24 protein-coding genes and 1 tRNA gene are annotated in these 25,340 nt (G+C 69.2%); 12 read left to right on the top strand and 13 right to left on the bottom strand.

Translation table 11 applies throughout. From position 1 onward, the window contains the following. The first annotated feature begins 279 nt into the window (after window positions 1-279). A complete protein-coding gene (locus NO900_RS11290; protein WP_379791858.1) occupies window positions 280-996 on the top strand; it encodes a formate/nitrite transporter family protein in 717 nt (238 codons plus the stop codon). A 49-nt stretch (window positions 997-1,045) separates the two neighbouring features. On the opposite strand, the gene NO900_RS11285 is transcribed toward NO900_RS11290, so the two are convergent. Continuing rightward, on the bottom strand, window positions 1,046-2,722 hold the full coding sequence (locus NO900_RS11285; protein ID WP_256409327.1) for an acyl-CoA mutase large subunit family protein: 1,677 nt from the start codon (window positions 2,720-2,722) through the stop codon (window positions 1,046-1,048). 112 nt (window positions 2,723-2,834) lie between these two features. Between NO900_RS11285 and NO900_RS11280 the strand changes: the two genes are divergently transcribed. Continuing rightward, the gene (locus NO900_RS11280; protein WP_256409326.1) at window positions 2,835-3,500 is read left to right on the top strand and encodes an O-methyltransferase; all 666 of its coding nucleotides are present in this window, start codon (window positions 2,835-2,837) and stop codon (window positions 3,498-3,500) included. A 424-nt stretch (window positions 3,501-3,924) separates the two neighbouring features. Further along, window positions 3,925-4,596 (top strand): metallophosphoesterase family protein, encoded by a 672-nt coding sequence (locus NO900_RS11275; RefSeq protein WP_256409325.1) that lies wholly within the window; start codon window positions 3,925-3,927, stop codon window positions 4,594-4,596. Between the two features lie 40 nt (window positions 4,597-4,636). Here NO900_RS11275 and NO900_RS11270 read toward each other — a convergent pair whose 3' ends face one another. Next, complete coding sequence (locus tag NO900_RS11270; protein WP_256409324.1) at window positions 4,637-4,954, bottom strand: hypothetical protein; 318 nt, start codon at window positions 4,952-4,954, stop codon at window positions 4,637-4,639. A gap of 149 nt (window positions 4,955-5,103) precedes the next feature. Between NO900_RS11270 and NO900_RS11265 the strand changes: the two genes are divergently transcribed. Together NO900_RS11265 and NO900_RS11260 are read left to right on the top strand one after the other, a co-directional pair. Then, the gene (locus tag NO900_RS11265; protein ID WP_256409323.1) at window positions 5,104-6,183 is read left to right on the top strand and encodes an NAD(P)/FAD-dependent oxidoreductase; all 1,080 of its coding nucleotides are present in this window, start codon (window positions 5,104-5,106) and stop codon (window positions 6,181-6,183) included. 126 nt (window positions 6,184-6,309) lie between these two features. Continuing rightward, entirely contained in the window at window positions 6,310-7,080 is a 771-nt protein-coding gene (locus NO900_RS11260; RefSeq protein WP_256409322.1) for an SDR family NAD(P)-dependent oxidoreductase, read from the top strand. A 95-nt stretch (window positions 7,081-7,175) separates the two neighbouring features. Here NO900_RS11260 and NO900_RS11255 read toward each other — a convergent pair whose 3' ends face one another. The 3 genes from NO900_RS11255 to NO900_RS11245 form a co-directional block, all read right to left on the bottom strand. Next, window positions 7,176-7,526, bottom strand: coding sequence for a type II toxin-antitoxin system PemK/MazF family toxin (locus NO900_RS11255; protein ID WP_256409321.1), 351 nt, complete (start codon window positions 7,524-7,526; stop codon window positions 7,176-7,178). Continuing rightward, entirely contained in the window at window positions 7,523-7,894 is a 372-nt protein-coding gene (locus tag NO900_RS11250; RefSeq protein WP_256409320.1) for a MarR family transcriptional regulator, read from the bottom strand. The genes NO900_RS11255 and NO900_RS11250 overlap by 4 nt, the downstream gene beginning before the upstream one ends. A gap of 727 nt (window positions 7,895-8,621) precedes the next feature. Continuing rightward, window positions 8,622-8,692: transfer RNA gene (locus tag NO900_RS11245), tRNA-Gly, on the bottom strand. A 245-nt stretch (window positions 8,693-8,937) separates the two neighbouring features. Here NO900_RS11245 and NO900_RS11240 point away from each other — a divergent pair. Beyond that, a complete protein-coding gene (locus NO900_RS11240; protein ID WP_256409319.1) occupies window positions 8,938-9,462 on the top strand; it encodes a DoxX family protein in 525 nt (174 codons plus the stop codon). 13 nt (window positions 9,463-9,475) lie between these two features. Further along, window positions 9,476-9,760 (top strand): hypothetical protein, encoded by a 285-nt coding sequence (locus tag NO900_RS11235; protein WP_256409318.1) that lies wholly within the window; start codon window positions 9,476-9,478, stop codon window positions 9,758-9,760. Between the two features lie 34 nt (window positions 9,761-9,794). On the opposite strand, the gene NO900_RS11230 is transcribed toward NO900_RS11235, so the two are convergent. The 3 genes from NO900_RS11230 to NO900_RS11220 form a co-directional block, all read right to left on the bottom strand. Then, a complete protein-coding gene (locus NO900_RS11230) occupies window positions 9,795-10,496 on the bottom strand; it encodes a class I SAM-dependent methyltransferase (RefSeq protein ID WP_256409317.1) in 702 nt (233 codons plus the stop codon). Window positions 10,497-10,588: 92 nt separating this feature from the next. Next, complete coding sequence (locus NO900_RS11225; protein ID WP_256409316.1) at window positions 10,589-12,739, bottom strand: type II secretion system F family protein; 2,151 nt, start codon at window positions 12,737-12,739, stop codon at window positions 10,589-10,591. Further along, the gene (locus tag NO900_RS11220; RefSeq protein WP_256409315.1) at window positions 12,736-14,397 is read right to left on the bottom strand and encodes a type II/IV secretion system ATPase subunit; all 1,662 of its coding nucleotides are present in this window, start codon (window positions 14,395-14,397) and stop codon (window positions 12,736-12,738) included. Before NO900_RS11220 ends, NO900_RS11225 begins: the two co-directional genes overlap by 4 nt. Before the next feature lie 173 nt (window positions 14,398-14,570). On the opposite strand from NO900_RS11220, the gene NO900_RS11215 reads away from it, so the two are divergent. Further along, a complete protein-coding gene (locus NO900_RS11215) occupies window positions 14,571-15,032 on the top strand; it encodes a DUF5793 family protein (protein WP_256409314.1) in 462 nt (153 codons plus the stop codon). Between the two features lie 35 nt (window positions 15,033-15,067). Here the strand turns inward: NO900_RS11215 and NO900_RS11210 are convergent, their stop codons facing one another. Continuing rightward, complete coding sequence (locus NO900_RS11210) at window positions 15,068-15,901, bottom strand: SAM hydrolase/SAM-dependent halogenase family protein (RefSeq protein WP_256409313.1); 834 nt, start codon at window positions 15,899-15,901, stop codon at window positions 15,068-15,070. Between the two features lie 124 nt (window positions 15,902-16,025). Next, window positions 16,026-16,556 carry a nicotinamide-nucleotide adenylyltransferase gene (locus tag NO900_RS11205; protein WP_256409312.1) on the bottom strand — a complete coding sequence of 177 codons (531 nt, stop codon included), beginning with the start codon at window positions 16,554-16,556 and terminating at the stop codon, window positions 16,026-16,028. Between the two features lie 170 nt (window positions 16,557-16,726). Between NO900_RS11205 and lonB the strand changes: the two genes are divergently transcribed. The 4 genes from lonB to NO900_RS11185 all read left to right on the top strand — a co-directional run bounded on the left by lonB (window position 16,727) and on the right by NO900_RS11185 (window position 21,902). Next, window positions 16,727-18,979, top strand: coding sequence for an ATP-dependent protease LonB (lonB, locus tag NO900_RS11200; RefSeq protein ID WP_256409311.1), 2,253 nt, complete (start codon window positions 16,727-16,729; stop codon window positions 18,977-18,979). Window positions 18,980-19,001: 22 nt separating this feature from the next. Beyond that, window positions 19,002-19,895: a CPBP family intramembrane glutamic endopeptidase gene (locus NO900_RS11195; RefSeq protein WP_256409310.1), complete on the top strand. Its 894-nt coding sequence runs from the start codon at window positions 19,002-19,004 to the stop codon at window positions 19,893-19,895. 76 nt (window positions 19,896-19,971) lie between these two features. Further along, a complete protein-coding gene (locus NO900_RS11190; protein WP_256409309.1) occupies window positions 19,972-20,754 on the top strand; it encodes a CBS domain-containing protein in 783 nt (260 codons plus the stop codon). Between the two features lie 86 nt (window positions 20,755-20,840). Next, entirely contained in the window at window positions 20,841-21,902 is a 1,062-nt protein-coding gene (locus tag NO900_RS11185) for an ABC transporter ATP-binding protein (protein ID WP_256409308.1), read from the top strand. Between the two features lie 84 nt (window positions 21,903-21,986). Here NO900_RS11185 and NO900_RS11180 read toward each other — a convergent pair whose 3' ends face one another. The 3 genes from NO900_RS11180 to NO900_RS11170 are packed head-to-tail and all read right to left on the bottom strand — an operon-like array spanning window position 21,987 to window position 25,041. After that, a complete protein-coding gene (locus NO900_RS11180) occupies window positions 21,987-22,868 on the bottom strand; it encodes an ABC transporter permease (RefSeq protein ID WP_256409307.1) in 882 nt (293 codons plus the stop codon). Window position 22,869: 1 nt separating this feature from the next. Further along, window positions 22,870-23,799 (bottom strand): ABC transporter permease, encoded by a 930-nt coding sequence (locus NO900_RS11175; RefSeq protein ID WP_256409306.1) that lies wholly within the window; start codon window positions 23,797-23,799, stop codon window positions 22,870-22,872. Beyond that, window positions 23,800-25,041, bottom strand: coding sequence for an ABC transporter substrate-binding protein (locus NO900_RS11170; RefSeq protein WP_256409305.1), 1,242 nt, complete (start codon window positions 25,039-25,041; stop codon window positions 23,800-23,802). It lies immediately after the preceding gene. Between the last annotated feature and the right edge of the window lie 299 nt (window positions 25,042-25,340).

Here is a 25,340-nt window from a genome sequence, read left to right as displayed (position 1 = left end):
CGGGGAGGCACCGGCGGGGCTCGACGGGACGCCGGCGCGGGGTCGACGGCGTCGGTGCCGGGTCGGAACTCGGCCCGGGGCCGCGGCCGAGGTTCGCCGATGGAAAGGATTGGGTACCCCGAGCGATAAGGCGGAGTCGGGACTCCCGTGAGCGAACAAAAGGACACGGCGACCGCGCGGCGTCTGGACGCGGAATCGACACAGGAGACCGAGGCGTCGGGCGAGCAGAAGACGTCGCGGACGATCCTCGACTCCATCCTCGACAGCGCGCTCCACGAGATGAACCGCGAGCGGTCGGGGCTGTTCCTCTCCGGGCTCTCCGCGGGGCTCGACATCGGCTTCGGCCCGCTGTTGATGGCCGTGGTGCTGACGCTCTCGCCCGGCGGCTACGGCGACCTCCGGACCGAGCTGCTGCTCGCGAGCGTCTACTCCGTCGGCTTCATCTTCGTCATCCTCGGCCGCTCGGAGCTGTTCACCGAACACACGATGCTCGCCGTGATCCCCGTGTTGGACCGGCAGGCCTCGCTCGGCCAGCTGGGTCGCCTCTGGGGACTGGTGTACGTCGGCAACCTCCTCGGGGGGCTCTGTTTCACCCTGCTCGCCGTCCTCTTGACTCCAGGACTCGGCGTCGTCGAGGCGATCGCGTTCGAGGAGATCGCGCTCAAGCTCGTGGGCCACGACCTGGGGTGGCTGTTCGTCGGCGGGGTGTTCGCCGGGTGGCTGATGGGGCTGCTGGCGTGGCTCGTCACGGCCGCTCAAGAGACGACCGGCCGGCTGCTCATGGTGCTGATCGTGACCGGCACCATCGGGATGCTCCACCTGCCGCACTCGATCGCGGGCAACGTCGAGGTCCTGTTCGGGCTGTTCGTCTCGCCCGCGATCACCGTGACCGACTACCTGTCCTTCCTCGCGCTCGCGACCGTCGGCAACGCCGTCGGCGGCGGGATCTTCGTCGCGGCGCTGAAGTACGAGCACGTGGTCCGCGGCGCGGACTGACCCTCCGATCGGGGACCGACCGGCCGTCTCGGCGGCCCTCGAAGCGGCCTCAGCGACCCGGCTTGTACTCGCCGAACTCGTCGCGGAGCACGTCCGAGACCTCCTGGACCGTCGCGTACGCCTTCACGGCGTCGACGATGTGGGGCATCACGTTCTCGAAGCCGCGGGCGGCCTCGCGCAGCGACGCGAGCGCGTCGTCGACCGCGTCGCCGTCGCGGTCTGCCTTCACCGCCTCCAGGCGCTCGCGCTGGTTCCGCTCCTGCTCCGGGTCGACCTCTTCGAGGTCCATCTCCGGCTCCTCGTCGACCTCGAACTCGTTGACGCCGACGATGATCCGCTCGCCCTCCTCGATCTCGCGCTGGCGCTCGAAGGCGACGTCCTGGATCTGCCGCTGGACCCACTGGCTCTCGACCGCCTCCAGCATGCCGCCGCGGCGGTCGACCTCCTCCAGGATCTCGAACGCCTCCTCCTCGATCCCGTCGGTGAGGCTCTCAACGTAGTACGACCCCGCGAGCGGGTCGATCGTGTCGGCCGCCCCCGACTCGTGCGCGAGGATCTGCTGGGTGCGCAGCGCGGTGCGGACCGACTTCTCTGTCGGGAGCGCGAGCGCCTCGTCCTTCCCGTTGGTGTGGAGGCTCTGGGTCCCACCGAGGACGGCCGCGAGCGCCTGATAGGCGACGCGGACGACGTTGTTCTCGATCTGCTGGGCGGTGAGGGTGGAGCCGCCGGTCTGGGTGTGGAACTTCAGCTGTTTCGACTTCGGGTTCTGCGCGTCGAAGCGCTCGTCCATGATCTGCGCCCACATCCGCCGAGCGGCGCGGAACTTCGCGGCCTCCTCGAAGACGTTGTTGTGCGCGTTGAAGAAGAAAGAGAGCTGCGGGGCGAACTCGTCGACGTCGAGCCCGGCGTCGATCGCGGCCTGCACGTACTCGATCCCGTTGCCGAGCGTGAACGCGACCTCTTGGGCCGCCGTCGAGCCCGCCTCGCGGATGTGGTACCCCGAGATGGAGATCGTGTTGAAGTTGGGCGTCTCGGCGGCGCAGAACTCGAAGATGTCCGTGATCAGCCGCATCGACTGCTTGGGGGGGTAGATGTAGAGGTTCCGCGCGATGTACTCCTTCATGATGTCGTTCTGGATCGTCCCGCGGAGCTGCTCGCGCGGGACGCCCTGCTCGTCGCCCATCGCGACGTACATCGCGAGGAGGACAGCGGCGGGGGCGTTGATCGTCATCGACGTCGACACCTCGTCTAAGGGGATCCCGTCGAAGACGGTCTCGAAGTCGTCGAGGGTGTCGATGGCGACGCCCGACCGGCCCACCTCGCCCTCGGCCATCGCGGCGTCGGAGTCGTACCCCATCTGCGTCGGGAGGTCGAACGCCATCGAGAGCCCGGACGAGCCCTCCTCGATGAGGTAGTTGAACCGCTCGTTCGTCTCCGCGGCGGTCCCCATCCCCGCGTACTGGCGCATCGTCCAGAGCCGCCCGCGGTGCATCGTCGAGTAGACGCCGCGCGTGTACGGCTCCTCGCCCGGGTTCCCCAGGTCCTCACGGTAGTCGTGGTCGGGGACGTCGGCGGGAGTGTACAGCGGGTCGACCGCCTGCCCGCCCGTGTCGGTGGTGAACTCTTCCTTGCGCTCCCCGAACCGGTCGACCGTCTCGCCGTAGGTCCCCTCCTCCCACGACTCCTTCGCCTCCCGGATCGCGGCCAGTTCCTCAGGGTCGTACATTACCGAAACGGTCGACCGAGCGGGACTTAACAGTTTTCAGAGTCGGCGTCGCGGAGGGCGCCCGACCGGTCTCGGCGACCGGTTTCAAGTGCCGTGCGGTCCATTCGCACGCATGGACGTCCTCTCAGACCCGGCCGAGCGCTTCCTCGCCGCGACGGCGCCGGCACACACCGAGACGCAGGCGGCGATGACCGAGTTGGCCGACGACTGGGGGTTCCCGATCATCGGGCCGGAGGCCGGCGCGGTGCTCCGGCTGCTCGCCCGCCTGACCGACGCCCGGCGCGTCTTCGAGTTCGGCTCCGGCTTCGGCTACTCCGCGACGTGGTTCCTGCGCGGCGGCGCCGAGGCGGTGATCTGCACGGAGTTCGACGAGGACGAGGCCGAGCGCGGCGTCCGGTTCGCCGCCGACGGCGGGTACGCCGACAGCGTCACCTTCGAGGTGGGCGACGCGATGGAGACGGTCGAGCGCTACGACGGCCCGTTCGACGTCGTCCTCATCGACCACCAGAAGGGCCGGTACGCCGAGGCCTACCGCACCGTCCTCCCGAAGGTCCGGACCGGGGGCGTGATCGTCGCCGACAACGTCACGAGGGGACCGATCGACCTCGGTGACCTCGTGGCGCACTTCGAGGACGGCGTGCCGCTGCCGGACCCCGAGGTCGACGAGGAGACCCGCGGGATCGGCGAGTACGTCGGCACCGTGCGCTCGGACGACGCGGTCGAGACCGCGGTCCTCCCGGTCGGCAACGGGATCGCGGTGTCGACGAAGGTGGCGTGAGGGGACGGCGACGCGGACGGTTTATAACCGAATCTGCGGTCGGCGCGTGCCTGCGAGCGGCCGCCCTCGGCGGCCGCGAGTCGCACGCGCGAGGGAGTCGCCCGGTCGGAGCGAAGCGGAGACCGGGCGATGAGGCTGGGGAGGTGCGAGGCGCGGTTGCGGTGCTGTACGGGTGGGACTCGAAGGGGCGGCCGTTCTCGGCGAACCCCAGCGACGCAAGGACCGCAGGGAGCGTAGCGACCGAGGACCGCAGCGAGCTGTGGGAGCCGAGAACGGCTGGGGCTTCGGAGGTGTTCGCCGTCGGTCTGCGGTCCACTACCCGAATTTATACCCAATCGACAGCTTCGACACTCTCACGCTCACCCCCGCACGACACGACGTATCGGCCGAAGCTATTCGGGCGTCGCCCTCCAACCCCGATCCGATGAAGGTGGGGCTCATCTCGGACGTCCACGCGAACCTCCCGGCGCTCGACGCCGTCCTCGACGACATGCCCGCGGTCGACCGGATCGTCTGCGCCGGCGACGTGATCGGGTACAACCCGTGGCCGGCCGAGTGCGTCGAGCGCGTGCGCGAGGTCGCCGCGAAGACGGTCCGGGGCAACCACGACCGAACCGTCGAGACCCCCGAGCGCTACCGCGCCAACCGCATGGCGGAGGCCGGGCTCGAACACGCGAAGGCGACGCTCTCAGCGGACCAGCTCGCGTGGCTCGGCGGGCTCCCGCGGGCCGAGACGTTCGCGGGCGGGCGGTACCTGCTGGTGCACTCGCACCCCGCGGCCGAGCGCGAGGACGCCTACGTCTACCCCGAGGAGTTCCCGACGCTGGACCGACACATGGACGGGTACGACGGTATCGTCCTCGGGCACACGCACGTGCAGGGGAAGCGGTCGGTCGGGGGCGGCGTCGTCGTCAACCCCGGGAGCGTCGGCCAGCCGCGCGACGGCGACCCGGAGGCCGGCTACGCCGTGCTCGACGCGGCGACCGACGAGGTCGCGCTCGAACGGGTCGCGTACGACGTCGATCGGGTGCGCGAGGCGGTCGCCGAGGCGGGGCTCCCGGAGCGCACCGCGGATCGGCTTTATCAGGGTAAGTGAGGACGGGACCGCCGCGCCACCGCGGAGGGAACAGTCCGGGTCACGGCCAGAGCCCGAGGAGGAGCAGGACGTTCCGCGCGGCGGTCGCGAGCGAGAGGAGACCGACGCCGGCGCACATCAGCGTCGCGACGAGCCGCCGGGTCCCGCCCGCGACCGCGACCGGGATCCCGATGACGACCATCCCCGCGACCTTGGTGAGGAGCATTCCGGGAACGAGCCCGAACGCGGCGATGAAGGCGCCGCCGACGGGAGAGCCCTCGACGTACTGTCCGCCCGCGATCGCGACGTAGGTGGACGCCACGTCGGCGACGGCGCCGACGGCGAGGAGAGCGAGCGCGGCGGCGAGTCGCGAGGGCACTGGCACGACCGAAGCGACGGATCGTAATAAGCTTCCGGGAGACGCGCGGAATCGCGGGACCCGAACCGGGCGGGACCGCCGCCCGGGATGGCCGCGGACCGCGCACAGCACGGCTTCATTTAAACCGATGGGTCGCGTACGATCCGGCAATGAGTTCGGTAGACGACGAGTACGAGATCGCGGTCGTCGGCGGCGGGCCGGCCGGGCTGACGACCGCCCTGTACGGGGCCCGCCTGGGACACGAGACGGCGCTGATCGACCGCGGCGGCGGCCGCGCGGCGATGATGGCCGACACGCACAACGTGATCGGCGTCACCGAGGAGGTCTCCGGCAACGAGCTGCTCGAGACCGGCCGCGAGCAGGTTGAGTCGTACGGCGGGACGTTCGAGCGCGGCTTCGTCACCGACGTGACCGAGACTGAGGAGGGTCGCTTCCGGCTGACGACGAACGACGCCGAGTTCCTCGCGGACCGCGTCGTGCTCGCGACCGGCTTCTCCGACGAGCGCCCGGACCCGCCGCTTCCCCGGAACGCGAGGGGGCTTCACTGGTGTCTCCACTGCGACGCCTACATGTTCGTCGACGAGCCGGTGTACGTGATGGGCCACGGCGAGGTCGCCGCCCACGTCGCGATGATCATGCTGAACCTGACGGACGACGTGGACCTCCTGACCCGCGGCGCGGAGCCGACGTGGAGCGAGGAGACGGCGGCCCAGCTGGAGTCGCACCCCGTCGATATCGTTCACGAGGACGTGGCCGGGGTCGAGAACGACCCCGACTCCGGCTGGCTGGAGGCGATGGAGTTCGAGGACGGGTCGCGCCGCGAGTACCGCGGCGGCTTCCCGATGTACGGCTCCGACTACAACACCGCGCTGGCCGAGGGGCTCGGCTGCGACCTCACTGAGGGCGGCGAGATCGACGTCGACGACCACGGCCGCACGAGCGTCGACGGCGTGTACGCCGTCGGCGACGTGACGCCCGGCCACAACCAGGTTCCGGTCGCGCTGGGACAGGGCGCCAAGGCCGGGATCGCGCTGCACAAGGACCTCCGCGAGTTCCCCCGCTCCACCGAGGAGATCGCGCGGGACGGGCCCGTCTCCGAGGAGGACGTGCCCGCGATCTCGCCCGAGCTGCTGGCGACCGCGGTCGCCCACGAGGGGCACGCCGGCGGCCCCCGGACCGAGGCGGGCGCCGACTCGGAGGCGGAGCGGCCCGCGGCCGACGACGACTGAGACGGGACGACTGAGACGGGATGCGACGACCGAGACCGGACGGACCGACGCCGCGGAACGCGATCGGGGCCCGCTCGCGGGCCCGCGAGACCGACCTTTTTTGATCCGCTGCGTCCGAGCGTCGGTATGGGAACCATCAGCGCGGACTTCTCCGACGAGACGGTCGTGGTCACGGGCGGGTCGAGCGGGATCGGCCGCGCGGTCGCGACCGGGTTCGGCGACGCGGGCGCGACCGTGATCAACGCCGACCTCCGGGCGGAACCGAAAGACGTCGGCGCCGAGACCCCCACGCACGAGCTCGTCGAGGAGCGCGGCGGGACCGCCCGCTTCGTCGAGACCGACGTCTCGGAGCCGAGCCAGATCGAGTCGGTGATCGAGGCGGCCCGCGAGTTCGGCGGGGTCGACGTGATGGTGAACAACGCGGGCGTCCACCGGAGCCTGAAGTTCCTCGACGTCGACCCCGAGGACTTCGATCACGTCCACGGCGTCAACCTCAGGGGCGCCTTCTTCGGCACGCAGCTGGCCGCGCGGGACATGGTCGACCGCGGCGTCGACGGCGCGATCGTGAACACGTCGTCGACGACGGCCGAGCGCGCGGAGCAGAATCACTCCCACTACGCCGCGACGAAGGGCGGGATCCAGATGCTCACCCGGAGCGCGGCGCTCGAACTCGACGAGCACGGGGTCCGGGTGAACGCGGTCGCTCCCGGACCGATCGCCACCGAGATCCGAGAGGGATGGGCCGAGGAGGCGAGCGAGATCGAGGAGTCGGACGGGCTCCCCTCCAGAGCCGGGACGCCGGCGGACCTGCGCGACGCGTACCTCTACCTCGCCTCCGAGGGCGCGGGCTACGTGACGGGCGAGACGGTGTGGGTCGACGGCGGAGCGAGTCTGTAAGGCCTCGGTCGCGGCGTGAGCAGCGCATCGCCTCCGAGGGCTACGGCGATTTCAGTGGAAGACCGTCGAGTGAATAGTATCTCAACGCGTCTCCACTAGTGTAGTTCTTCGACGAGCGCGGCAACCGCCTCGTCGACGACATCGCTGTCAAGGCGACCTTGCCAGAAGTCGATATCCTCGTGGTCGATCGATTGGACTCCCCACGGGACAATCCGGCTCACATCCGGGATCCCACCACGAAGCCAACTCTCACCGGGAACGTCGATCAGGCCGTGCATCCAGGATTTCGACGTCAACGTGAGCGCGATATACTGCTCGCCGTGGAACGGACGGCCTTCGTGATTCGAGAGAATGAGCCAGGGCCGAGCATCTTCCTCGCTTTTGAACGGATCATCTCCGTAGACGACGTCGCCACGCTCGAAAATCGGTCTCTCTTCCTCGGTCACTGTTCGTCCTCGACGCTCGGATGCGGTTCCTCGGGTGCGTGTTCGCGCCAGGACTCCTTGTCCTCTGTACCGAGTCGCTGGTTGAACAGGGCGGTCGCTCGTTCGTACCCGCTGTATCCGTCGAGTCGCTCTGTGTCGTCGGTTATCGCCCAGTACGTCGCTTTGTGTTCGACGAAATCGCGGTCCTTCAGTCTCGAGAGCGCGGTGCTGACCGCGCCCTCATCGAGACCGATCTGAGAGGCGATTTCGCGGGCCTTGAACGCGCGATCATCGTTGGCGGCGAGAAATCCGAGGACCTGATCCGGGACGGAAAGTTCCTCGAGTTCGTCCTCGCTCGTCTTCTCGAAGGTATCTCGGTCGATGGACATCGCTGAGTAGAAATACGGTGTCAACTGTAATAAGTGTTAGGTTTGAAAGTGACGAAACTGCTGAAAGGCATGCTCCGTCCTAGCCTCGTTGAAGCAGTTCGAGAATCGTATCCATTGAGACGGCCAGTCTCAACTACTATGATCGTTGAGTACACCGTAACTACCCAACGGTGGTTTCGTAACCCAAAGTGACGAAACCAATACCCAGAATCTCAGCCAGAAAATTCTCATTTTCGAGCAATTATATCGGGTGACAGAGATAGATTACCTCATCGAGTCGGGGAGAGAGTAGAGATCGCCACTTGATGAGGTGGAACCGGTAGTCACGACAGACGACACCTTCTCGTAACGACGCATCGAGTCGGCGTCACCGATCTTTGAGTCGGAAAGTATTCTCGTTCGCACCGTTCTTAGCTCAGACCACGAGATAGCTGAACTGTGCTATTCAATACTCCCGAATAATGATAAGATCTGGACCAGCTCAGATTTAGTGGTAGGACCACTTTTCGACTGATATTCTTTCCGATAGCACTGGATAGAGAATTGACTACAGAGAAGTTCTCTGTCGGAGAGTGCGCCGGCCGGGATTTGAACCGGAGGAAGACGGTCCTGCTCGCTCGCTCCGCTCGCTGCGCGGGCTGCGACTTCCAGGGTTCAAACCCTCGGCGCAGTTTCCCGCACGAACTCACTCGTCGCTGTCACTCCTCGTTCGCGCTGTGCGGGAAACTGCGCCGGCCGGGATTTGAACCCGGGCCATGAGCTTGGAAGGCTCAGGTCCTACCACTAGACCACCGGCGCGCACGGGTGCGTCCGTCGCTGACGCGTGTAGACGTAGGCCCAACGAATCCAATAAACGTTCCGTGTTGCCGACGGCGGGCCGGGCGATCTGGACGCCGAGACCGCTCCGACCGTCCGGGGGTGTATTTAAAATGCCACAGTATCGCGGGCCGTTCCCGTGCGCTTAGAACGCTTTTCAGCCGTTTAGAAGGCGGTCGTGTACATATACGGGTGCGCGTCCAACGTTCACCCGTGAGGTGAACACGATGTCATACCAATCGGGGAATCCGCTCGTCGACGAGGTCGAGTTCGCGCTTGACGGTCCGTGGGCGGCGTACTGGATCGCCTTCCTGCGCGTGGTCACCGGCTGGTGGTTCTTCCACGCCGGGATCACGAAGGTAATCGAGAGTGGGTTCGCGTTTACGTCCGGGCCGGCGTACATGAAGGGGATGACCGGCACCGCGCTGGGCGGGATCCCCGTCTGGATGGGGAACAACCTCGCGTGGCTCATCGAGCCCGGCGTGCCCCTCTTCGAGACCCTGATCGGCCTCGCGCTGATCGCGGGCGCGTTCACTCGGTTCGCCGCCTTCGGCGGGGTCATCTTCATGGTCCTGTTCTGGGTCGGTAACGCCGGCTTCGCCCACGGGCTCGTCAACAGCGACTTCATGGGGCTGCTGCTGTTCATGACGATGATCGTGCTCGCGGCCGGCCGCTACTACGGCCTCGACGCGGTCATCGAGAAGCTCGACGTCGTCGAACGGCACCCGAAGCTCCGCTACCTGCTCGGTTAAGAGGTGACAGATCATGACTGACATCATCGACAAGGCGGCGATGGCGCTGAGCGCGGGACTGATGCTGCTCGGGATCGTCGGCATGGGGATCGTAGAGATCCTCGTCGGCCCCCCGTACAGCCCGGTCCCGATGACCAACGACGCGGGCGAGGTCGTGGCGGCGCCGCTGATCTCGCCGCAGGTCCGGACCGGCGTCGTGTTGGCCGGGGTCGCGGTGCTCGGCCTCTACGCGGTGTACAAGATCGTGACGCCGCTCGCGGACGACGCGGCGACCGGTCACGAGACCGTCGCCGACTGAGACCGCGGCCCGACCGCCGCGGAAGGCGGCGCGGCTACTCTTCTGCGCCCGCGTTCGACGACCCGTCGCCGAGCCCCGCGTCGGCCGGCGAACCGGACTCGTCGTCGGACGCGGCGACCACGGCGTAGCAGTTCCCGCTGGAGACGTCGACGTCGACGGGGTCGAGGTCGCTCTCGGCGAGGTCGCGGTCGAACTCCGCGGGCGAGTAGACGTGGTAGTAGCGGGGGACGACCTCCCCGTCGGGGAGCGTCCAGTCGACGGTCGTGTCGAACCCCGCCTCCCGGTCGAAGCGGTCGTGGGCGGTGCTCCACGCGCTCACGAGCGCGACGCCGCCGGGCGCGAGGACGCGCGCGAGCTCGTCGAGGCTCCGGACGCGGGCGGCGCGCGGCGAGAGGTGGTGGAGCGCGGCGACGTAGACCGCGAGGTCGACCGCGTCGTCGGCGACGGGGAGGGCGGCGGCGTCGCCGTGGACCGGATCGAACGAGCGGGCGTAACCGCGCTCGCGGGCGCGAGCCGTCGCCTCGCGCAGGAGCTCGCGGCTCAGGTCGACGCCGACGACCGACTCGGCGCGCTCCGCGAGCGGCTCCGCGTGGCGCCCGTTCCCGCAGCCGACGTCGAGCGCGCGCGTCGCCGAGCGCCCCGTCAGGAACGACTCGACCTCCGGCCACGCGTGCTCGCGGGTCTTCGCGAAGTGCGCGGCGATGCGGTCGTACGTCGACCGCGGGTCCGGCTCCATGCCGGACGGTCGGGGTCGAGCGACATAGCTCCGGTGGACGGCGACGGGTCGGGAACGACGAGGGACCGGCGACCCCCGACCGACGCGGCCCGTCACACCAGGTCGATGACGGCGAACGTGAGGAGCGTCAGCGCGAGGAGGACGACCACGTGCTTCGCGCCGTCCCTGACGGACCCCTCGCCGAGTTGACCGGCGACGAGGCCGGAGCAGACGGCCTGCACGGCCGCGGCGTGGAAGAACAGCTGCTCGTAGGCGGACGCGTCGATGTCGCCGAGTCCCTCGGTAATCCCGGAGGGGCCGCCGGGCGCGCCGGGGACGCCGCCCGCGTCGCCGCCGGCGCTCGGGATCGCCGCCTGCTCGATGGCCGGGATGAAGGAGACGGACAGGGAGGCGATGATCCCGAGGAAGACGAGGAAGGAGATGTAGATCACGATGAGGTACGTCAACATCACCTGTCGGCGCTCCTTGCGGAGCGACCACGTCGCGCGCGACTCGTCGGCCGCGATCCGGAGCACGGGACCGATGTCGCCGCTCGCGTGCATCGCGTTCGTCACGAGCGCCACGGCCCGGGAGGTCATGGGCGACCGGACGCGGCGCTCCAGCCGGCGGAGCGCGGTGCTCACGTCGGCGCCCCAGTCGATGTCGCGTCGGGTGCGCTTCAGGTCGTCCGTCAGCGCCTCCAGGTTGGAGTCGGCGACCCGCCTGACGCTGCCGACGACGGAGGTGCCGGCCTCGTTGACGCTCGCGAGCCGGTCGAGGAAGTCAGGCACCGACGACTCGACCCGGCGGGTGCGGCGCTTCCCGACCTCGTAGACGACCGCGTAGACCGCGAGGACGAGCGCCGTCGCGACGACGACCTGGGTCTCCACCTGCGCGACCATCTCGGTCGCCGGGCCGAGCGTGACCGGGAAGGCGAAGACGAGCAGCCCGAGGAGCGCGAGCGGGACGGTCACGAGGAACGACGTCCGCGGGGCCCGGACCGCGTTCTCGACCGGCGACGCGGCCCACCGTCGCAGCCGCCGGACCCGGTCGTACGCCCGGAGCCGCTCGCGGCTGGCGGCCCAGCGGTCGCGGCCGGTCCCGTCCGCGACGCCTCCGTCGGCCGCGACGCCCGGGGCGTCGCCGGGCGAGTCGCCCGTCCCCTCGCCTCCCCCGCCGCCCGTCCCGTCGTCGGACGCCTCGGAGAGGTCGACGGTCTCCGTGCCGCCGACCCCCTGCGTCACGCTGTCGACGTAGACGACGAACCCGAACGTCGCGAGCGGGACGCCGAGGTAGACGACGACGCGGAGCAGCGGGAGCGTGTCCGCGAGGACGAGCCCGATGACGACGAGGATGGTGATGAAGAAGAGCGGGCCGGCGACCAGCGCCGTGACGTACGCCTCCGCGAACGTCGAGAGCAGCTCCAGGTAGCGCTCCTGTTTCGACTCGGCCTCCTCCTGGTACAGCTCGTACTGGTCGGCGAGGAACGCCGAGATCGACTGGCCGGTGCCGAGGACCGAGGCGAGGTTCTCCGAGAAGTCGGCCAGGTCGTCGCTCGGCGTCCGGCGCGCGGTGCGCTGGAGCGCGGTCAGCGCGTCCGTGCCGAACGCGTTCATGTCGCGGACGGCGACCGACAGCTCGGTGGCCGCCTCGCCGTACACCGCCTCGTTCTCCGCGAGCGTGTCCATCACCCGCGGGAACGCCATCCCCGACCGCGAGAGCGCGTACATGAACGCGACCGTCCGCGGGAGGGTGGCGTCGATCTCGGCCGCCCTGGCGTGCGCGCGCTGGCTCAGCAGCTCCCACCGCCCGTAGTACGTCCCGGCCGCGAGCGCGGAGCCGAGCGTCGCCGAGGCGAACGTCAGGAGGAGGAACAGCCGCGGGAGCGAGAGCGACGCGAGCCCCGCGAGCCCGGCGAGGAAGGAGAGCGCGGCCGGCAGGAACGCGCGGATCGCCGCCTCGCCGACATCGAGCGCGGAGAGGAGCGCGGCGGCCGCGTATACTCCGAGGACGCTGCCCGCGACGCCGAGCACGCCGGCGTACAGCAGGGTCCGGGAGGCGTACGCGCGGTGGGTGGCGTCGACGTGGGCGGCGTGCAGCAGGTCGCGCTGGCGCCGTCGCCGGGGGCCGTCCTCGGCGACGTAGTCCCCGAACAGCGAGAGCGCGATCCGGGTGACCAGCAGGTCGGCGCGGTCGGAGACGGCCGGCAGCAGCAGCGCCAGACAGAGCCCGAGCGCGGCGAAGAGGGGGACCGAGGCGATCATCGCGGCGCGTCCGTGACCTCGGACGCGGGCACCTCGACGCCGTCGGCGTCCGCCGCGCGCGCGTCGAGCCGGTCCATGACGCGTTCGGGGTCGGCGTAGTACTCGTTGACGAGGGCCGTGAACGTCCGGTAGTCGGTGATGCCGAGCGCGCGGAGCAGCTCCAGGAAGCGCTCGCGGCGCCGGATCTCGCGGAGCAGCTCGGAGCGGGACCAGCCGCGCTCGTCGGCGATCTCCTCCATGAGCGACGAGTCGTTGCGACGGAACTCGTCGGCCTCCGCGTTCCACTCGAACGCCGACGAGTAGTCGAGCTCGCCGGTGCGCTGGTCGATCCCGCCGATCTCGCCGATCGTCTTCGCGCGCCTGACGCGCTGGTCGCCCGAGCGGGTCAGCGTCTGGATCGAGAGCATGTCGAGCGACTGCACCATCGCCCGCGGCACGTTGATCGGCTCGTTCTCCAGCCGGTTGATCACCGTCTCGATCGAGTCGGCGTGCATCGTCGAGAAGGTGGTGTGACCCGTGTTCATCGCCTGGAACAGCGTGATCGCCTCGTCGCCGCGCACCTCGCCCACGACGATGTACTCCGGGCGGTGGCGCAGCGCCGAGCGGAGCAGGTCGTACATGTCGATGTCGGTCCCCTCGTAGCGGCGCTCGCGGGTGACCGAGGAGAGCCAGTTGTCGTGGTAGAGGGAGAGCTCGCGGGTGTCCTCGATGGTGAGCACCTTCGCGCGCGGCGGGACGAACATCGACACCGCGTTCATCGACGTGGTCTTCCCGGAGGCGGTGCCGCCCGCGAAGATGAGGCTCTTGTTGTGCTCGATACAGAGCCAGAAGTACGCCATCTGCTCGACCGAGAACGTGCCGTACTCCACGAGGTCGATCGGCGTGAACGGGTCCTCGGCGTACTGGCGGATCGTGAACGCGGAGCCGCGGGGCGTCACCTCCTCGCCGAGCGCGAGCTCGGCGCGGGAGCCGTCGGGCAGCGTCGTCTCCACGATGGGGTCGCCGACGGAGACGTGACGGCCGGACTGCTGGGCCAGTCGGATGACGTAGTTGTCGAGCTCCTCCTTCGGGAACGAGACGTTCGTCTCGATGTCGGTGTAGTCGTCGTGGTAGACGAAGATCGGGAGGTCGTAGCCGTCACAGGAGACGTCCTCGATGTGGCGGTCGTTCAGGAGCGGGTCGACCTTCCCGTAGCCGCGGAAGTCGCGGTAGAGGTAGTAGGCGAGCGCGTGGAACGTCGCCATGTCGGCGTCGACGCCGTACCCCTCCAACAGGCCCTTCAGCTCCTCGCGGAGCGTCTCCTCGTCGGTCTTGCCGGACCCCTCGCGGTAGAGCAGGGGGTCCCGGATGTCGTCGACGACGCGGTCGAGGAGCTCGCGCTCGAACTCGTCGAGGTCCGGCTCGACCGCGTAGTACCGGTGTTCGCTCTCCGCGTCGTCGTAGGTGATCACGACGTACGCGTAGGGGGCGTTCACCCAGTAGCGGTCGACCTCGCGCTCGCCGTCCGGCACGGCGAAGGAGGCGAGCGGGCCGTCCTCGCCCGGGCGGAAGGGGCGGACATCGAGCTCCGATCCCCGCAGCATCTCCCACGTTCGCGAGAGCCGTCGCCGGAGGGCCGCGACGCGGTCTCCGCCGTCCTCGCTCGGCTCGCTCGCCATCTGGTTACGTGGCCGTATGCGGCGTGGCCGTTTAAATTCCACCGGGCGATTATCGGCCGTGAGGCCGGGGGCGTCGCCGACCCGAGCGCGCGGCGCTCGCCCCGTCTGACCCGTCCGTACCGGGCGTCGCCCGTTACGTTGATAGGTGCCGACCGCAAAGAGCCTAACAGGCAATGCGGCGTGACTACTTCGAACTGACCGTCGAGGGCGTCGGCGACGACGCCGACGACCGGGCGACGCCCCTGGTCCGGATCGACTTCCACGGGCCGGAGGGACTCCTGCGCGACCGGCTCTCGGACACGGACGGCGAGCTGCTGGAGGCCGCCGAGGTCGACGTGGCGTTCCGGCTCCGAGAGCCGCTCTCGGACGCCGCCGACCCGGAGGGCGTGGTCGGCGTGACGAACCGATACACCGGGGACTTCGTGTTGGAGCTCAACGAGACCGCCACGGACGTCCTCCCCTTCATCCACGCCGCGCGCGACTCGGCCGGCGACGAGGACGCCCGCTACCGGGTCGAGATCGACGTCGAGGGCGAGCGGCTCGTCGCCTACGACAAGGACACGTTCCTCGTGTACGACCACGAGGGGAACCTCCTCCGCAGCGAGAGCCTGATCCCCTCCGGCGTGGAGCTGTAGGCCGGTCCCCGGCTCTTCCCCGTCCCCGCGACCGCCTAGATGCTCACGTTGTCGCCGACCAGGCGCACCTCGTCGCCCGGCCGCAGGTCGAACGCGCCGTCGCCGCGGCCGTCGTTGACGTCGCACTCCACGTAGCCGTGGCTCCCGACGGTGACGAGCCGGTCGCCGGGGTCGACCGCGCCGAACGTCTCCGCGACGGGCGTGAGCTCGCCGTCGACGCGGATCCAGTCGCTGCCGCGGACCAGCTCGCCCGGGACGTTCGTGACGACGTTGCCGAACCGGTCGATCACGAGCACCTCGCCGTCGACGGCGACGGGGTCGCCGTCGTCGTCGCGCTCGACGGTCGGCTCGGGGAACGCGATGTCGACGGGGTCGGCCGCGGGCGAGAGCTCGTCCGTCGAGTCGAGCGCGGCCGCGACTCCCTCGGGCCCCGCGGCCGCCGGCCCGCCGTCGAGCCTCGCGCGGATCCGCGCCGCGACCGGCGCGAACACGTCGCGGCCATGGAACGTCTGGCTCGCGGGCTCCTCGACGTCGACGACGAACGCCTCGACCTCGGCCGCCGCGTCCCCTTCCGCGAGCGCCCGCGCCGGCGGCATCGCGAGCCCGTTGTCGGGCGCGACCAGGACGTGCGCGCCGGCGCGGACGACGAGCGCGTCCCGGTCGGTGCCGACGCCGGGGTCGACGACGGCGCAGTGGACGGCGGGCGGGAACTCCGGGAGGACGAAGCGCAGCCAGAAGGCGGCCGCCCGCGGGTCCCCGCGCGGGAGGTCGTGAGCGACGTCGATCATCTCGGCATCCGTGTGACGGCGGATCACGCCCTTCATCGCGGCCGGGTACGGCGAGCCGAAGTCGGAGGTGAGCGTTATCATGAGCGATCCGCAGGGCGGCCGACGTTTAAAAGGCGGCGACTGCGCGTCCGGTCGGGTTCGACGGCGACCGCGCGTCTGCCGACGGCGACTGCACGTCCGGCGACGGCGACCGCGAGTTCGACGGCTACGCGTCCGTCGGCGGCTCGCCGTTCGTGTCGGTCTCGGCGATCCGGCGGATGCGCTCGACGCCGTCGACCTCCTCGATCACGTCGATCACGGTCTCCGGGACGAGCTCCTCCCAGTCGTGGCCGTGGATCATCCGCTCGCGCAGCTCCGTCCCCTCCAGGACGTCGCGGCGGAACATGGGGGAGCCGCGCACCTCGACGCCGGCCTCCTCGAACAGCCGGACGACGAGGGGGTTGTTCGAGTAGGCCACGTCGAACCGCGGGGTCATGCTCTGGACGTGGCTCACCCAGACCGAGTTGCGGTCGAGGTCCTCGATGGGCACGACGTAGGTGGTGACGTCGAGGTGCTCGACCGCCTTCGTCACCATCATCACGCGCTCGCCGGCCGTGAACGGGTTCCGGGTGGTGTGGGAGTCGCCGGCGGAGCCGATCCCCAGGACGAGCTCGTCGACCTCCCCGGCGATCTCCTCGACCATATGCCGGTGGCCGTCGTGAAACGGCTGATACCGCCCGATGTAGAACCCGCGCATGGGTGCACGTTGGGCAGCCACTATTTATAAACCCCGCGGGACCGCTCGAACGGCAATATCGGGGCCCATACCCGCTCTCAGCGGCGTTTCGCTGGATCCCGACGAACCGCCTGCGGGGAGAAAGTATATCAGTAGCCGACCCTTCGTTTTCACTAGCGATACCCGATTCTATGAGCAACGAAAAGGACGCGAACGACCCGCCGGCCGACGACCCCGAGCAGCCCGACGAGACGGGCTCTGAGGGCTCGGATCCGGCGGGGAACGGCGAGGACGCCCCCGACGACGTCGCTCCCGACGACGGCGCGCACGCGCCGGACGAGGCCGACGAGTCGGCAGCCGGCGAGGAGCCGGACGAGGTCTGGGACGACGGGATCGTCGTCGACGGTCCCGGCCCGGATGGCGCCGGAGCGAGCCGCGGGGACGAGACCGGCGTCACCCCCGAGGGTGTCACCGAAGAGAGCGAGAACGGCGACATCGACGAGCTCGGGAGCTCCGTCGAGGTCGAGGGCGCCGAGATCGAGGAGGATCCGGACGAGGACGACCTCCTCGGCGGGCTCAAGATCGACTCCACCGCCGAACTCGAGATCCCCGACCGCCTCGTCGATCAGGTGATCGGGCAGGAGCACGCCCGCGACGTGATCATTAAGGCGGCCAAGCAGCGCCGCCACGTGATGATGATCGGCTCGCCCGGGACCGGGAAGTCGATGCTGGCGAAGGCGATGTCGGAGCTGCTCCCGAAGGAGGAGCTCCAGGACGTCCTCGTCTATCACAACCCGGAGGACGGCAACAAGCCGAAGGTCCGGACCGTGCCGGCGGGGAAGGGCGACCAGATCGTCGACGCGCACCGCGAGGAGGCGCGCAAGCGCAACCAGATGCGGTCGCTGCTGATGTGGATCATCATCGCCGTCGTGCTGGGTTACGCGCTCATCATCGTCGGCCAGATCCTCGTCGGCATCATCGCCGCCGGGGTCGTTTACCTCGTCTTCCGCTACCTCAACCGCGGGTCGGACGCGATGATCCCGAACCTGCTGGTGAACAACGGCGACACGAAGACGGCGCCGTTCCGCGATGCGACCGGCGCGCACGCCGGCGCGCTGCTCGGCGACGTCCGGCACGACCCGTTCCAGTCCGGCGGGATGGAGACGCCCAGCCACGACCGCGTCGAGGCCGGGGCCATCCACAAGGCGAACAAGGGCGTGCTGTTCATCGACGAGATCAACACGCTCGACATCCGCAGTCAGCAGCACCTCATGACGGCGATCCAGGAGGGCGAGTTCTCGATCACGGGCCAGTCCGAGCGCTCCTCGGGCGCGATGGTCCAGACCGAGCCCGTCCCGACCGACTTCGTCATGATCGCGGCCGGGAACCTCGACGCGATGGAGAACATGCACCCGGCGCTGCGGAGCCGTATCAAGGGGTACGGCTACGAGGTGTACATGGAGGACACGATCGAGGACACCCCGGAGATGCGCCGGAAGTACGTCCGGTTCATCGCGCAGGAGGTCGCGAAGGACGGCCGCCTGCCGGAGTTCTCGGCCGAGGCCGTCGAGGAGATCATCCTCGAGGCCAAGCGCCGCTCCGGCCGGAAGGGCCACCTCACGCTGAAGATGCGGAACCTCGGCGGGATGGTCCGCGTCGCGGGCGACATCGCGCGCGGCGAGGACGCCGAGATGACCACCCGCGAGCACGTGTTGCAGGCGAAGGGGCGCTCGCGCTCCATCGAGCAGCAGCTCGCGGACGACTTCATCGAGCGCCGGAAGGACTACGAGCTGCAGGTCTCCGAGGGGTTCGTCGTCGGCCGCGTCAACGGGCTCGCCGTGATGGGCGAGGACTCCGGGATCATGCTCCCGGTGATGGCCGAGGTCACGCCCTCGCAGGGCCCCGGCGAGGTGATCGCCACCGGCCAGCTGAAGGAGATGGCCCAGGAGGCGGTGTCGAACGTCTCGGCGATCATCAAGAAGTTCTCCGACGAGAACATCTCGGAGATGGACATCCACATCCAGTTCGTCCAGACGGGCCAGCAGGGCGTCGACGGGGACAGCGCGTCGATCACGGTCGCGACCGCCGTCATCAGCGCGTTAGAGGACGTGGGCGTCGACCAGAGCCTCGCGATGACCGGCTCGCTGTCGGTGCGGGGCGACGTGCTCCCCGTCGGCGGCGTGACCCACAAGATCGAGGCGGCCGCGAAGGCCGGCTGCGACCGGGTCATCATCCCGCAGGCGAACGAGCAGGACGTGATGATCGAAGACGAGTACGAGGAGATGATCGAGATCATCCCGGTCTCGCACATCAGCGAGGTGCTCGACATCGCGCTGGAGGGCGAGGCCGAGAAGGACTCGCTCGTCTCCCGGCTCAAGTCGATCACCGGCTCGGCCCTGAAGGAGGGGAGCGTCTCCGGCCCCTCCAGTCCGAGCCCGCAGTAGGGCCGCCTCGGAACCGCGTCCGATGCCCGACTGGGCGGCGTTCGCGCTCGCGACCGCCGCCCTGACGCTGCTGCTTCTCTATTTCACCCGTCGCTCGCAGCGCCTGCTAGAGCGGGCGCGGACCGTCGATCGGGGCCGTCGGACCGGGGACGACGTCACCCGGGGTTCGACCGCCGGGGGCAACGGCGCCGCCGCGCTCGGCGAGAACGACGGGGACGGCGGGCTCATCGAGAGCGACGACGCCGCCGCGAACGCCGAGAACGACGACGAAAAAGGGCCTGCCGACACCGCGAGCGACGACCGCCCGGTCCTCACGACGCGGGTCCTGTTGGCGAACGCCGCGGCGTCGCAGGCGACCGCGCTCGTCGCCCTCGCCGCGATCGCGTGGTGGACCGCCGTGCCGGCGACGGCGTTCGGGGTCGGCGGGACGCACCCGACGCTCGGCGCTCCGGCGTTCGCGTCGCTCGGGACTGCCGGGCGCGTCGCGCTCGGCGTCGCCGCGGGGGCCGCGCTCGCCGCCGGCAACGAGGCCGCGGCGCGGCTGGGAGCCAGAGTCGGGCACGCGCCCTCGGACCGGCTCCGCGAGGCGATGGCGCCCGGGACCCCGGGCGAGTGGGCGCTGCTGCTCGGCGTCGCGCTCCCGGTCGTCGCGGTCTTCGAGGAGGCGCTGTTCCGCGGGGCGCTGGTCGGCGCGCTCGCGGTCGGCCTCGCGGTCGACCCGTGGCTCCTCGCGGTCGGGTCGTCCGTCGCGTTCGGGGTCGGCCACGGGGCGCAGGGGCGGCTCGGAGTCGCCGTCGCCGGGGCGCTCGGGCTCGGGCTCGCCGGGCTGTTCGTCGCCACGGGGAGCCTCCTCGCCCCCGTCGTCGCGCACTACCTCGTCAACGCCGCGGAGTTCGTCGCGCACGAGCGCCCGTAGCGACCCCGCTGCGACCGGCGGAGCGCTCTCACCGCGCCCCGCCCCCTTTTTATTCCGCCGGGACCAACGTCGGACGATGAGCGGGAAACCGACCGTCGGCGAGTACATGACCCGGGACGTCGAGACCGTCAGCCCCGACGAGACGGTCGGCGACGTCGCGCGACGGATGGCCGAGAGCGACGGCCACAACGGGTTCCCCGTCACGCAGGGGCGGACGGTCGAGGGGTTCGTCTCGGCCGCCGACCTCCTGCTCGCCGACGACGAGGCGCCCGTCTTCACCGTGATGTCCGACGACCTCATCGTCGCGCACCCGGACATGAAGGTGACCGACGCCGCCCGGGTCATCCTCCGGTCCGGGATCCAGCGGCTCCCCGTGGTCGACGACGCCGACAACCTCGTCGGGATCATCTCGAACACGGACGTGGTCCGCTCGCAGATCGAGCGCGCCACGCCGAGCAAGGTCGGGAAGCTGATGCGGACGCTCGAACAGATCCACGGCGTGAGCCTCACCGAGGAGCGCCGCGAGGTGCGCCTCACCGATCTCATCCCGACGCAGGCGCGCGTGTACGCCGACGAGCTGGAGGGGCGTCAGTACGAGCTCGAACGCGGGCTCGCGGAGCCGCTCGTCGTCATCGACAACGGCGGCACCCTCCACCTCGCCGACGGCCACCACCGAGTGATGGCCGCCCACGAGGCGGGCATCGAGACGATGGAGGCGTACGTGATCGTCCCGGAGCGCGCGGTCGACCTCGGGATGGCCAAGACCGCCGAGAAGGAGGGGTTAAGCGACATCACCGACATCGAGATCGTCGACTACGCGCGCCACCCACTCGTCGAGACGACGAAGCGCCTGCAGTGACGGCCGCTCGGTCGACCCTCGGCGGCCGCCGTCGGGGAGTCAGGTCGGCGATAGATTGATTACGCTGGTACAGGGAGAGGTGCCACATGACAGCGGGGAAGACGTTAGTCGAGCTCGACGAGGTGACGAAGCGGTTCGGCGATCTCACCGCGGTCGACGGCATCGACTTCTCCGTCCGGGAGGGCGAGTTCTTCACCCTCGTCGGTCCGTCCGGCTGCGGGAAGACGACGACGCTCCGGATGATCTGCGGCTTCGAGCACCCGACCGAGGGGACGGTTCGGATCGACGACCGGCCGATGGGGTCGGTGCCGCCCGAGGCCCGCGACACGAACCTCGTGTTTCAGCACCTCTCGCTTTTCCCCCACATGACGGTCGGCGAGAACGTCGGGTACGGGCTCGCGAAGGCGGGCGTCGACGCGGACGAACGGTCGGAACGCGTCTCGGAGTACCTCGAACTGGTCAACCTGGACGGGTTCGAGGACCGCGACCCGACCGACCTCTCCGGCGGGCAACAGCAGCGCGTCGCCCTCGCCCGCGCGCTCGTCAACGAACCGGCCGTGCTCCTGCTCGACGAGCCGCTCTCCAGTCTCGACCGGAAGCTCCGGAAGCAGATGCAGGTCGAACTCCGCCGGATCCACAAGCAGACGCAGGGGGCGTTCTTCTACGTGACCCACGATCAGGAGGTCGCGATGACGCTCAGCGACCGGATCGCCGTGATGAACGACGGGCGCATCGAACAGATCGGTCCGCCGGAAGAGATCTACCGCGAGCCGGCGTCCGAGTTCGTCGCCGACTTCATCGGCGACACGAACCTCATCACCGCGCGGACCGTCGAACGGAACGGGGCCACGGTCGCGGAGATCGGCGGCGAGGACGGATTCGGCGTCCCGGTGGAGACCGGTGCCGGCGAGGTCACCGTCTCGATCCGGCCGGAGGACTTCACCATCGCGGACGGCGACGGCGTCCTGCGCGGCACCGTCGTCGAGCGGTACTTCCAGGGCGACCAGACGAACTACGTGGTCGATCCCGACGGGGAGATCGGCGAACTCCAGGTGGTCATCCAGGGACGCGAGTCGGCGGTCGAAACGGGCGCCGACGTCTCGCTCGACGTGGTCGACGGCGCGCCGACCGTCTTCTCGCGGGCGTGACGGGGACGCCCCCTCGAACCACGCGACCGCTCGACGCGACGGGGTTTGCGGACGTGAGAAAAGCGGCGGCGCCCGCCGGAGCGGTCACTCCTCCTCGGTGACCGTCCCGGCGACGTAGCCGGTCACGTTGCCGACGTTCATCGCGACCGCCAGCGCGACCGCGATTCCGAACACGATGAGCGCGGAGACCGCGTTGAGCTCCGGCGCGTCGAGCTGTCGGATCCGGCTGAACATCCAGATCGTCAGCACGTCCGTGTTGGGACCGGTGAGGAACAGCGCCCGGATGTAGTCCTCGAACGACCGGATCCACGCGAACAGGAAGCCCGCGCCGACCGCGGGGGCGATGACGGGGAGCGTGACGTCGCGGAACACCGTCAGCGGGTCCGCGCCGAGGTCGCGAGCCGCCTCCTCCAGCGACTCGTCGAAGGTGTAGAGCCGGGCCGAGACGATGAGGAGCACGAACGGGAGCCCGTACAGCGAGTGCGCCAACACCACCGTGGCGAACCCCGGGAGGATGCCGAGCAGGTTCTGGAAGTAGATCCGGAGCGCCACGCCGAGGATGATCCCCGGGATCACCATCGGGATGATACCGAAGGTCCGGTACACCTCTCGAAGCCGGAACCGGTAGCGGGTCAGCGCGAAGCTCGCCAGCACGCCGAGCACCGTCGCTATCGACGCCGCCACCGTCGCGATGGTGAAGCTCCCGACGAGCGACGAGCGCATCGAGTCGCTCCGCATCGCCAGCCGGAAGTTGTCGAGCGTGAACCCCTCGAACGGGAAGATCGTCACGGCGTTCTCCGCGAACGCGAGGAAGATGATGATCGCGAGCGGCACCCACAGGAAGAGGAGCAACAGTCCGGACACGACGTACAGCGAGGTGCTGAGCAGCCGTTCGATCCGCTGGTGCCCGACGAGCCGCTCGGTCGGTCGCGCCGCCTCCGTCGACTCGGACGTCTCGGTCGCCATCTCAGGCACCCCCCAGTTCCTCGATGCTCACGTACCGGAACGCGAGGATCATCGCGCCCACGATCGAGACGAGCACGAACATCGACGCCGCGCTCGCGTAGCCGATCGAGTACGTCCCGGCGACCCGGCTCTCGATGAGCATGCCGATCATCTGGACCTTCCCCTGTCCGAGGAACGTCGGGGTGATGAACGCGCCGACGCTCGGGACGAAGACGAAGAGGCTCCCGCCGATGATCCCCGGCAGCGTGAGCGGGATCACGTGGTCGCGGAGCACCTCGACCCGCGAGGCGCCCAGGTCCCGGGCGGCCTCGATGATCGAGAAGTCGAGGCCGTCGAGGCTCGCGTACAGCGTCAGGAGCATGTACGGGAAGTACGCGTGCGTGAGCCCGACGATGATCGCCGGGATCCCGTAGTTGAAGATCCCGAGCGGGGCGTCGGTCAGCCCCCAACTCATGAGCGTGCTGTTGATGACGCCGCCCGGGCCGAACATCAGGACCCAGGAGTACGCCCGCACGAGGTACATCGTGAAGAACGGTAAGAGCACGAAGAAGATGACGACCTTGAACAGCCGCCCGCCCCTGCGCGCCAGCAGGTACGCCAGCGGGAACGCGAGCGTCAGGCACAGCACCGTCGTCACGGTGGCGATGACGTACGAGAGCCACAGCGCCGTGACGAACGGGGTGTTCCAGATCGCGCCGCCGCCGTCGAACAGCGACCGGTAGTTGTTCAGCGTCGGCTCGTAGATTATCTGATACGTCAGCGAGCTGACCTCGAAGAAGCTCACGGCGACCATGAACGCCAGCGGCGCGACGAGCAGGGTGAGTATCCACGCCGCGCTGGGGCCGACCGTGACGCCGAGCCGACTGCGCGGTCCGCTCAGCAGCCTCACCGCTTTCGCCCGCGCGCTCTCGTCGGGCTGGTCTGCGGCCATCTATGCGGCCTTGACCTCTTCCCACGTGGAGACGTACGCCTCCTCGACGTCCGAGGCGATGTCCTTGAGCGAGTACATGCCTTCGAGGCGCGAGGGGTCGATCCGCCCGTACAGCTCGTTCTGCTCCTCGGTCAGCTCGTCGGCGACGTTGGGGTTCGTGCTCGGCGAGAAGCCGGCCTCGGCGAGCGCCGCGCCGTTCTGCGGCGTGATGAACTCGTTGATGACCTCCCAGGCGGTCTCCTGGTTGTCCGAGGCGGCGGAGACGACCGCGGTCTCGTACCACGCCAGCGCGCCCTCTCTCGGGGCGACGAACTCGACCCAGTCGTCGCCCTCGGTCCGCATCTGGACCGTCTCGTTCCGGCCGCTGTGGCCGACGAGGAAGTTCCCCTGCCGGAACTCCTGAATGAACGTCGGGTCGGGGGCGATATATCCCTGCAGCCGCGGCTTCTGCTCGATGAGCAGCTCCTGTATCTCCGTGAGCTGCTCCTCCGTGAACGTCATCCGCGACCCGGACATCGCGTCGTCCATGCCGAGGTACAGCGCCGCGGCGGGGATCGTCTTCGCCGCCTCGTCGTACATGATGATCTCGCCGTCGAGGTCGGCGTCGACGTAGTCCTCCTCGAACAGGATGTCGTAGCTCGGCTCGTGGTCCGGAACGCTCCGCGTGTCGTACGAGTAGCCGTACCACCCGAAGCGGATCGGCACACCGTAGGCGCTGCCGTCCACGGTGAACTGCTCGTCCACGAACGTCTGGAACTTGTCGTACATCGAGCCGTAGTTGTTCACCACGTCCCGGTTCACGGGTGCGACAAGGTCCGCGTCGATGAACCGCGGCACGAGGTTGTTGTTCGGGACGGCGATGTCGAACTGCTCGTCCTGGCCCGCGCTCCACTGGGAGAACATCTCCGTCGACGACGTCGACGGCGTGATGTTCAGCTCCACCCCGTCGAGCGTGGACTCGATGTTCTCCTGCATCTCGGCGTACTCCTCCCACGTGATGATGTTGATCGTCGTCGTTCCGTCGCCGCCCATGCTACCGCCGTCGCCGCCGTCACCGCCGTCACCGCCGTCGCCGCCGCCGCCGTCACCGCCGTCACCGCTGTCGCCTCCGCTACAGCCGGCGAGGGCGACCGCGCCGGCCGCCCCGGCGGCGGCGATGTACTGCCGGCGACTCACGCTCCGGCGAGTCGCGTCGGATCGGTCGCTCGCGCTGTGCGATCGGTTATCACGGTCTGACGCCATATCCGGAAGACATAAATTGAGAATAATAAAATTTGCCCCAAAAACCCCGTTAGCGCTCTCGCATCGTCGGCGTCGACGTTCCGTCCCACCGGCGAGGAGGGCTGCGATTCTCGGGGGAGCCCGCCGCCCGGATCGACCGGTTTCGGCGGTCAGAGAGTAACTTTCACGGATTGACACGAGGCGACGGGACCGAAGCGACGCGGGACGCGGCCGACGACGCGGCGACCGCACGGCGGGCGTCATCGGGGTCACGAGCCCCCGCGGCCGTTCGGGAACGCCTATACGACGGGAACGAGTAG

This window comes from Halorubrum rutilum, assembly GCF_024494565.1.
The sequence above is the reverse complement of the archived record's forward strand: the minus strand, read 5'-3'. Positions and strand labels throughout refer to the sequence as shown.

Excerpts from the sequence above, each read along its gene's own strand:
- NO900_RS11230 (WP_256409317.1), bottom strand. The coding sequence starts at position 10,496 with ATGGAGCCGGACCCGCGGTCGACGTACGACCGCATCGCCGCGCACTTC.
- lonB (WP_256409311.1), top strand. The coding sequence starts at position 16,727 with ATGAGCAACGAAAAGGACGCGAACGACCCGCCGGCCGACGACCCCGAG.
- NO900_RS11215 (WP_256409314.1), top strand. The coding sequence starts at position 14,571 with ATGCGGCGTGACTACTTCGAACTGACCGTCGAGGGCGTCGGCGACGAC.
- NO900_RS11210 (WP_256409313.1), bottom strand. The coding sequence starts at position 15,901 with ATGATAACGCTCACCTCCGACTTCGGCTCGCCGTACCCGGCCGCGATG.
- NO900_RS11260 (WP_256409322.1), top strand. The coding sequence starts at position 6,310 with ATGGGAACCATCAGCGCGGACTTCTCCGACGAGACGGTCGTGGTCACG.
- NO900_RS11205 (WP_256409312.1), bottom strand. The coding sequence starts at position 16,556 with ATGCGCGGGTTCTACATCGGGCGGTATCAGCCGTTTCACGACGGCCAC.
- NO900_RS11185 (WP_256409308.1), top strand. The coding sequence starts at position 20,841 with ATGACAGCGGGGAAGACGTTAGTCGAGCTCGACGAGGTGACGAAGCGG.
- NO900_RS11285 (WP_256409327.1), bottom strand. The coding sequence starts at position 2,722 with ATGTACGACCCTGAGGAACTGGCCGCGATCCGGGAGGCGAAGGAGTCG.
- NO900_RS11190 (WP_256409309.1), top strand. The coding sequence starts at position 19,972 with ATGAGCGGGAAACCGACCGTCGGCGAGTACATGACCCGGGACGTCGAG.
- NO900_RS11235 (WP_256409318.1), top strand. The coding sequence starts at position 9,476 with ATGACTGACATCATCGACAAGGCGGCGATGGCGCTGAGCGCGGGACTG.
- NO900_RS11280 (WP_256409326.1), top strand. The coding sequence starts at position 2,835 with ATGGACGTCCTCTCAGACCCGGCCGAGCGCTTCCTCGCCGCGACGGCG.
- NO900_RS11250 (WP_256409320.1), bottom strand. The coding sequence starts at position 7,894 with ATGTCCATCGACCGAGATACCTTCGAGAAGACGAGCGAGGACGAACTC.
- NO900_RS11170 (WP_256409305.1), bottom strand. The coding sequence starts at position 25,041 with ATGGCGTCAGACCGTGATAACCGATCGCACAGCGCGAGCGACCGATCC.
- NO900_RS11225 (WP_256409316.1), bottom strand. The coding sequence starts at position 12,739 with ATGATCGCCTCGGTCCCCCTCTTCGCCGCGCTCGGGCTCTGTCTGGCG.
- NO900_RS11275 (WP_256409325.1), top strand. The coding sequence starts at position 3,925 with ATGAAGGTGGGGCTCATCTCGGACGTCCACGCGAACCTCCCGGCGCTC.
- NO900_RS11265 (WP_256409323.1), top strand. The coding sequence starts at position 5,104 with ATGAGTTCGGTAGACGACGAGTACGAGATCGCGGTCGTCGGCGGCGGG.
- NO900_RS11290 (WP_379791858.1), top strand. The coding sequence starts at position 280 with ATGAACCGCGAGCGGTCGGGGCTGTTCCTCTCCGGGCTCTCCGCGGGG.
- NO900_RS11220 (WP_256409315.1), bottom strand. The coding sequence starts at position 14,397 with ATGGCGAGCGAGCCGAGCGAGGACGGCGGAGACCGCGTCGCGGCCCTC.
- NO900_RS11175 (WP_256409306.1), bottom strand. The coding sequence starts at position 23,799 with ATGGCCGCAGACCAGCCCGACGAGAGCGCGCGGGCGAAAGCGGTGAGG.
- NO900_RS11240 (WP_256409319.1), top strand. The coding sequence starts at position 8,938 with ATGTCATACCAATCGGGGAATCCGCTCGTCGACGAGGTCGAGTTCGCG.
- NO900_RS11195 (WP_256409310.1), top strand. The coding sequence starts at position 19,002 with ATGCCCGACTGGGCGGCGTTCGCGCTCGCGACCGCCGCCCTGACGCTG.
- NO900_RS11180 (WP_256409307.1), bottom strand. The coding sequence starts at position 22,868 with ATGGCGACCGAGACGTCCGAGTCGACGGAGGCGGCGCGACCGACCGAG.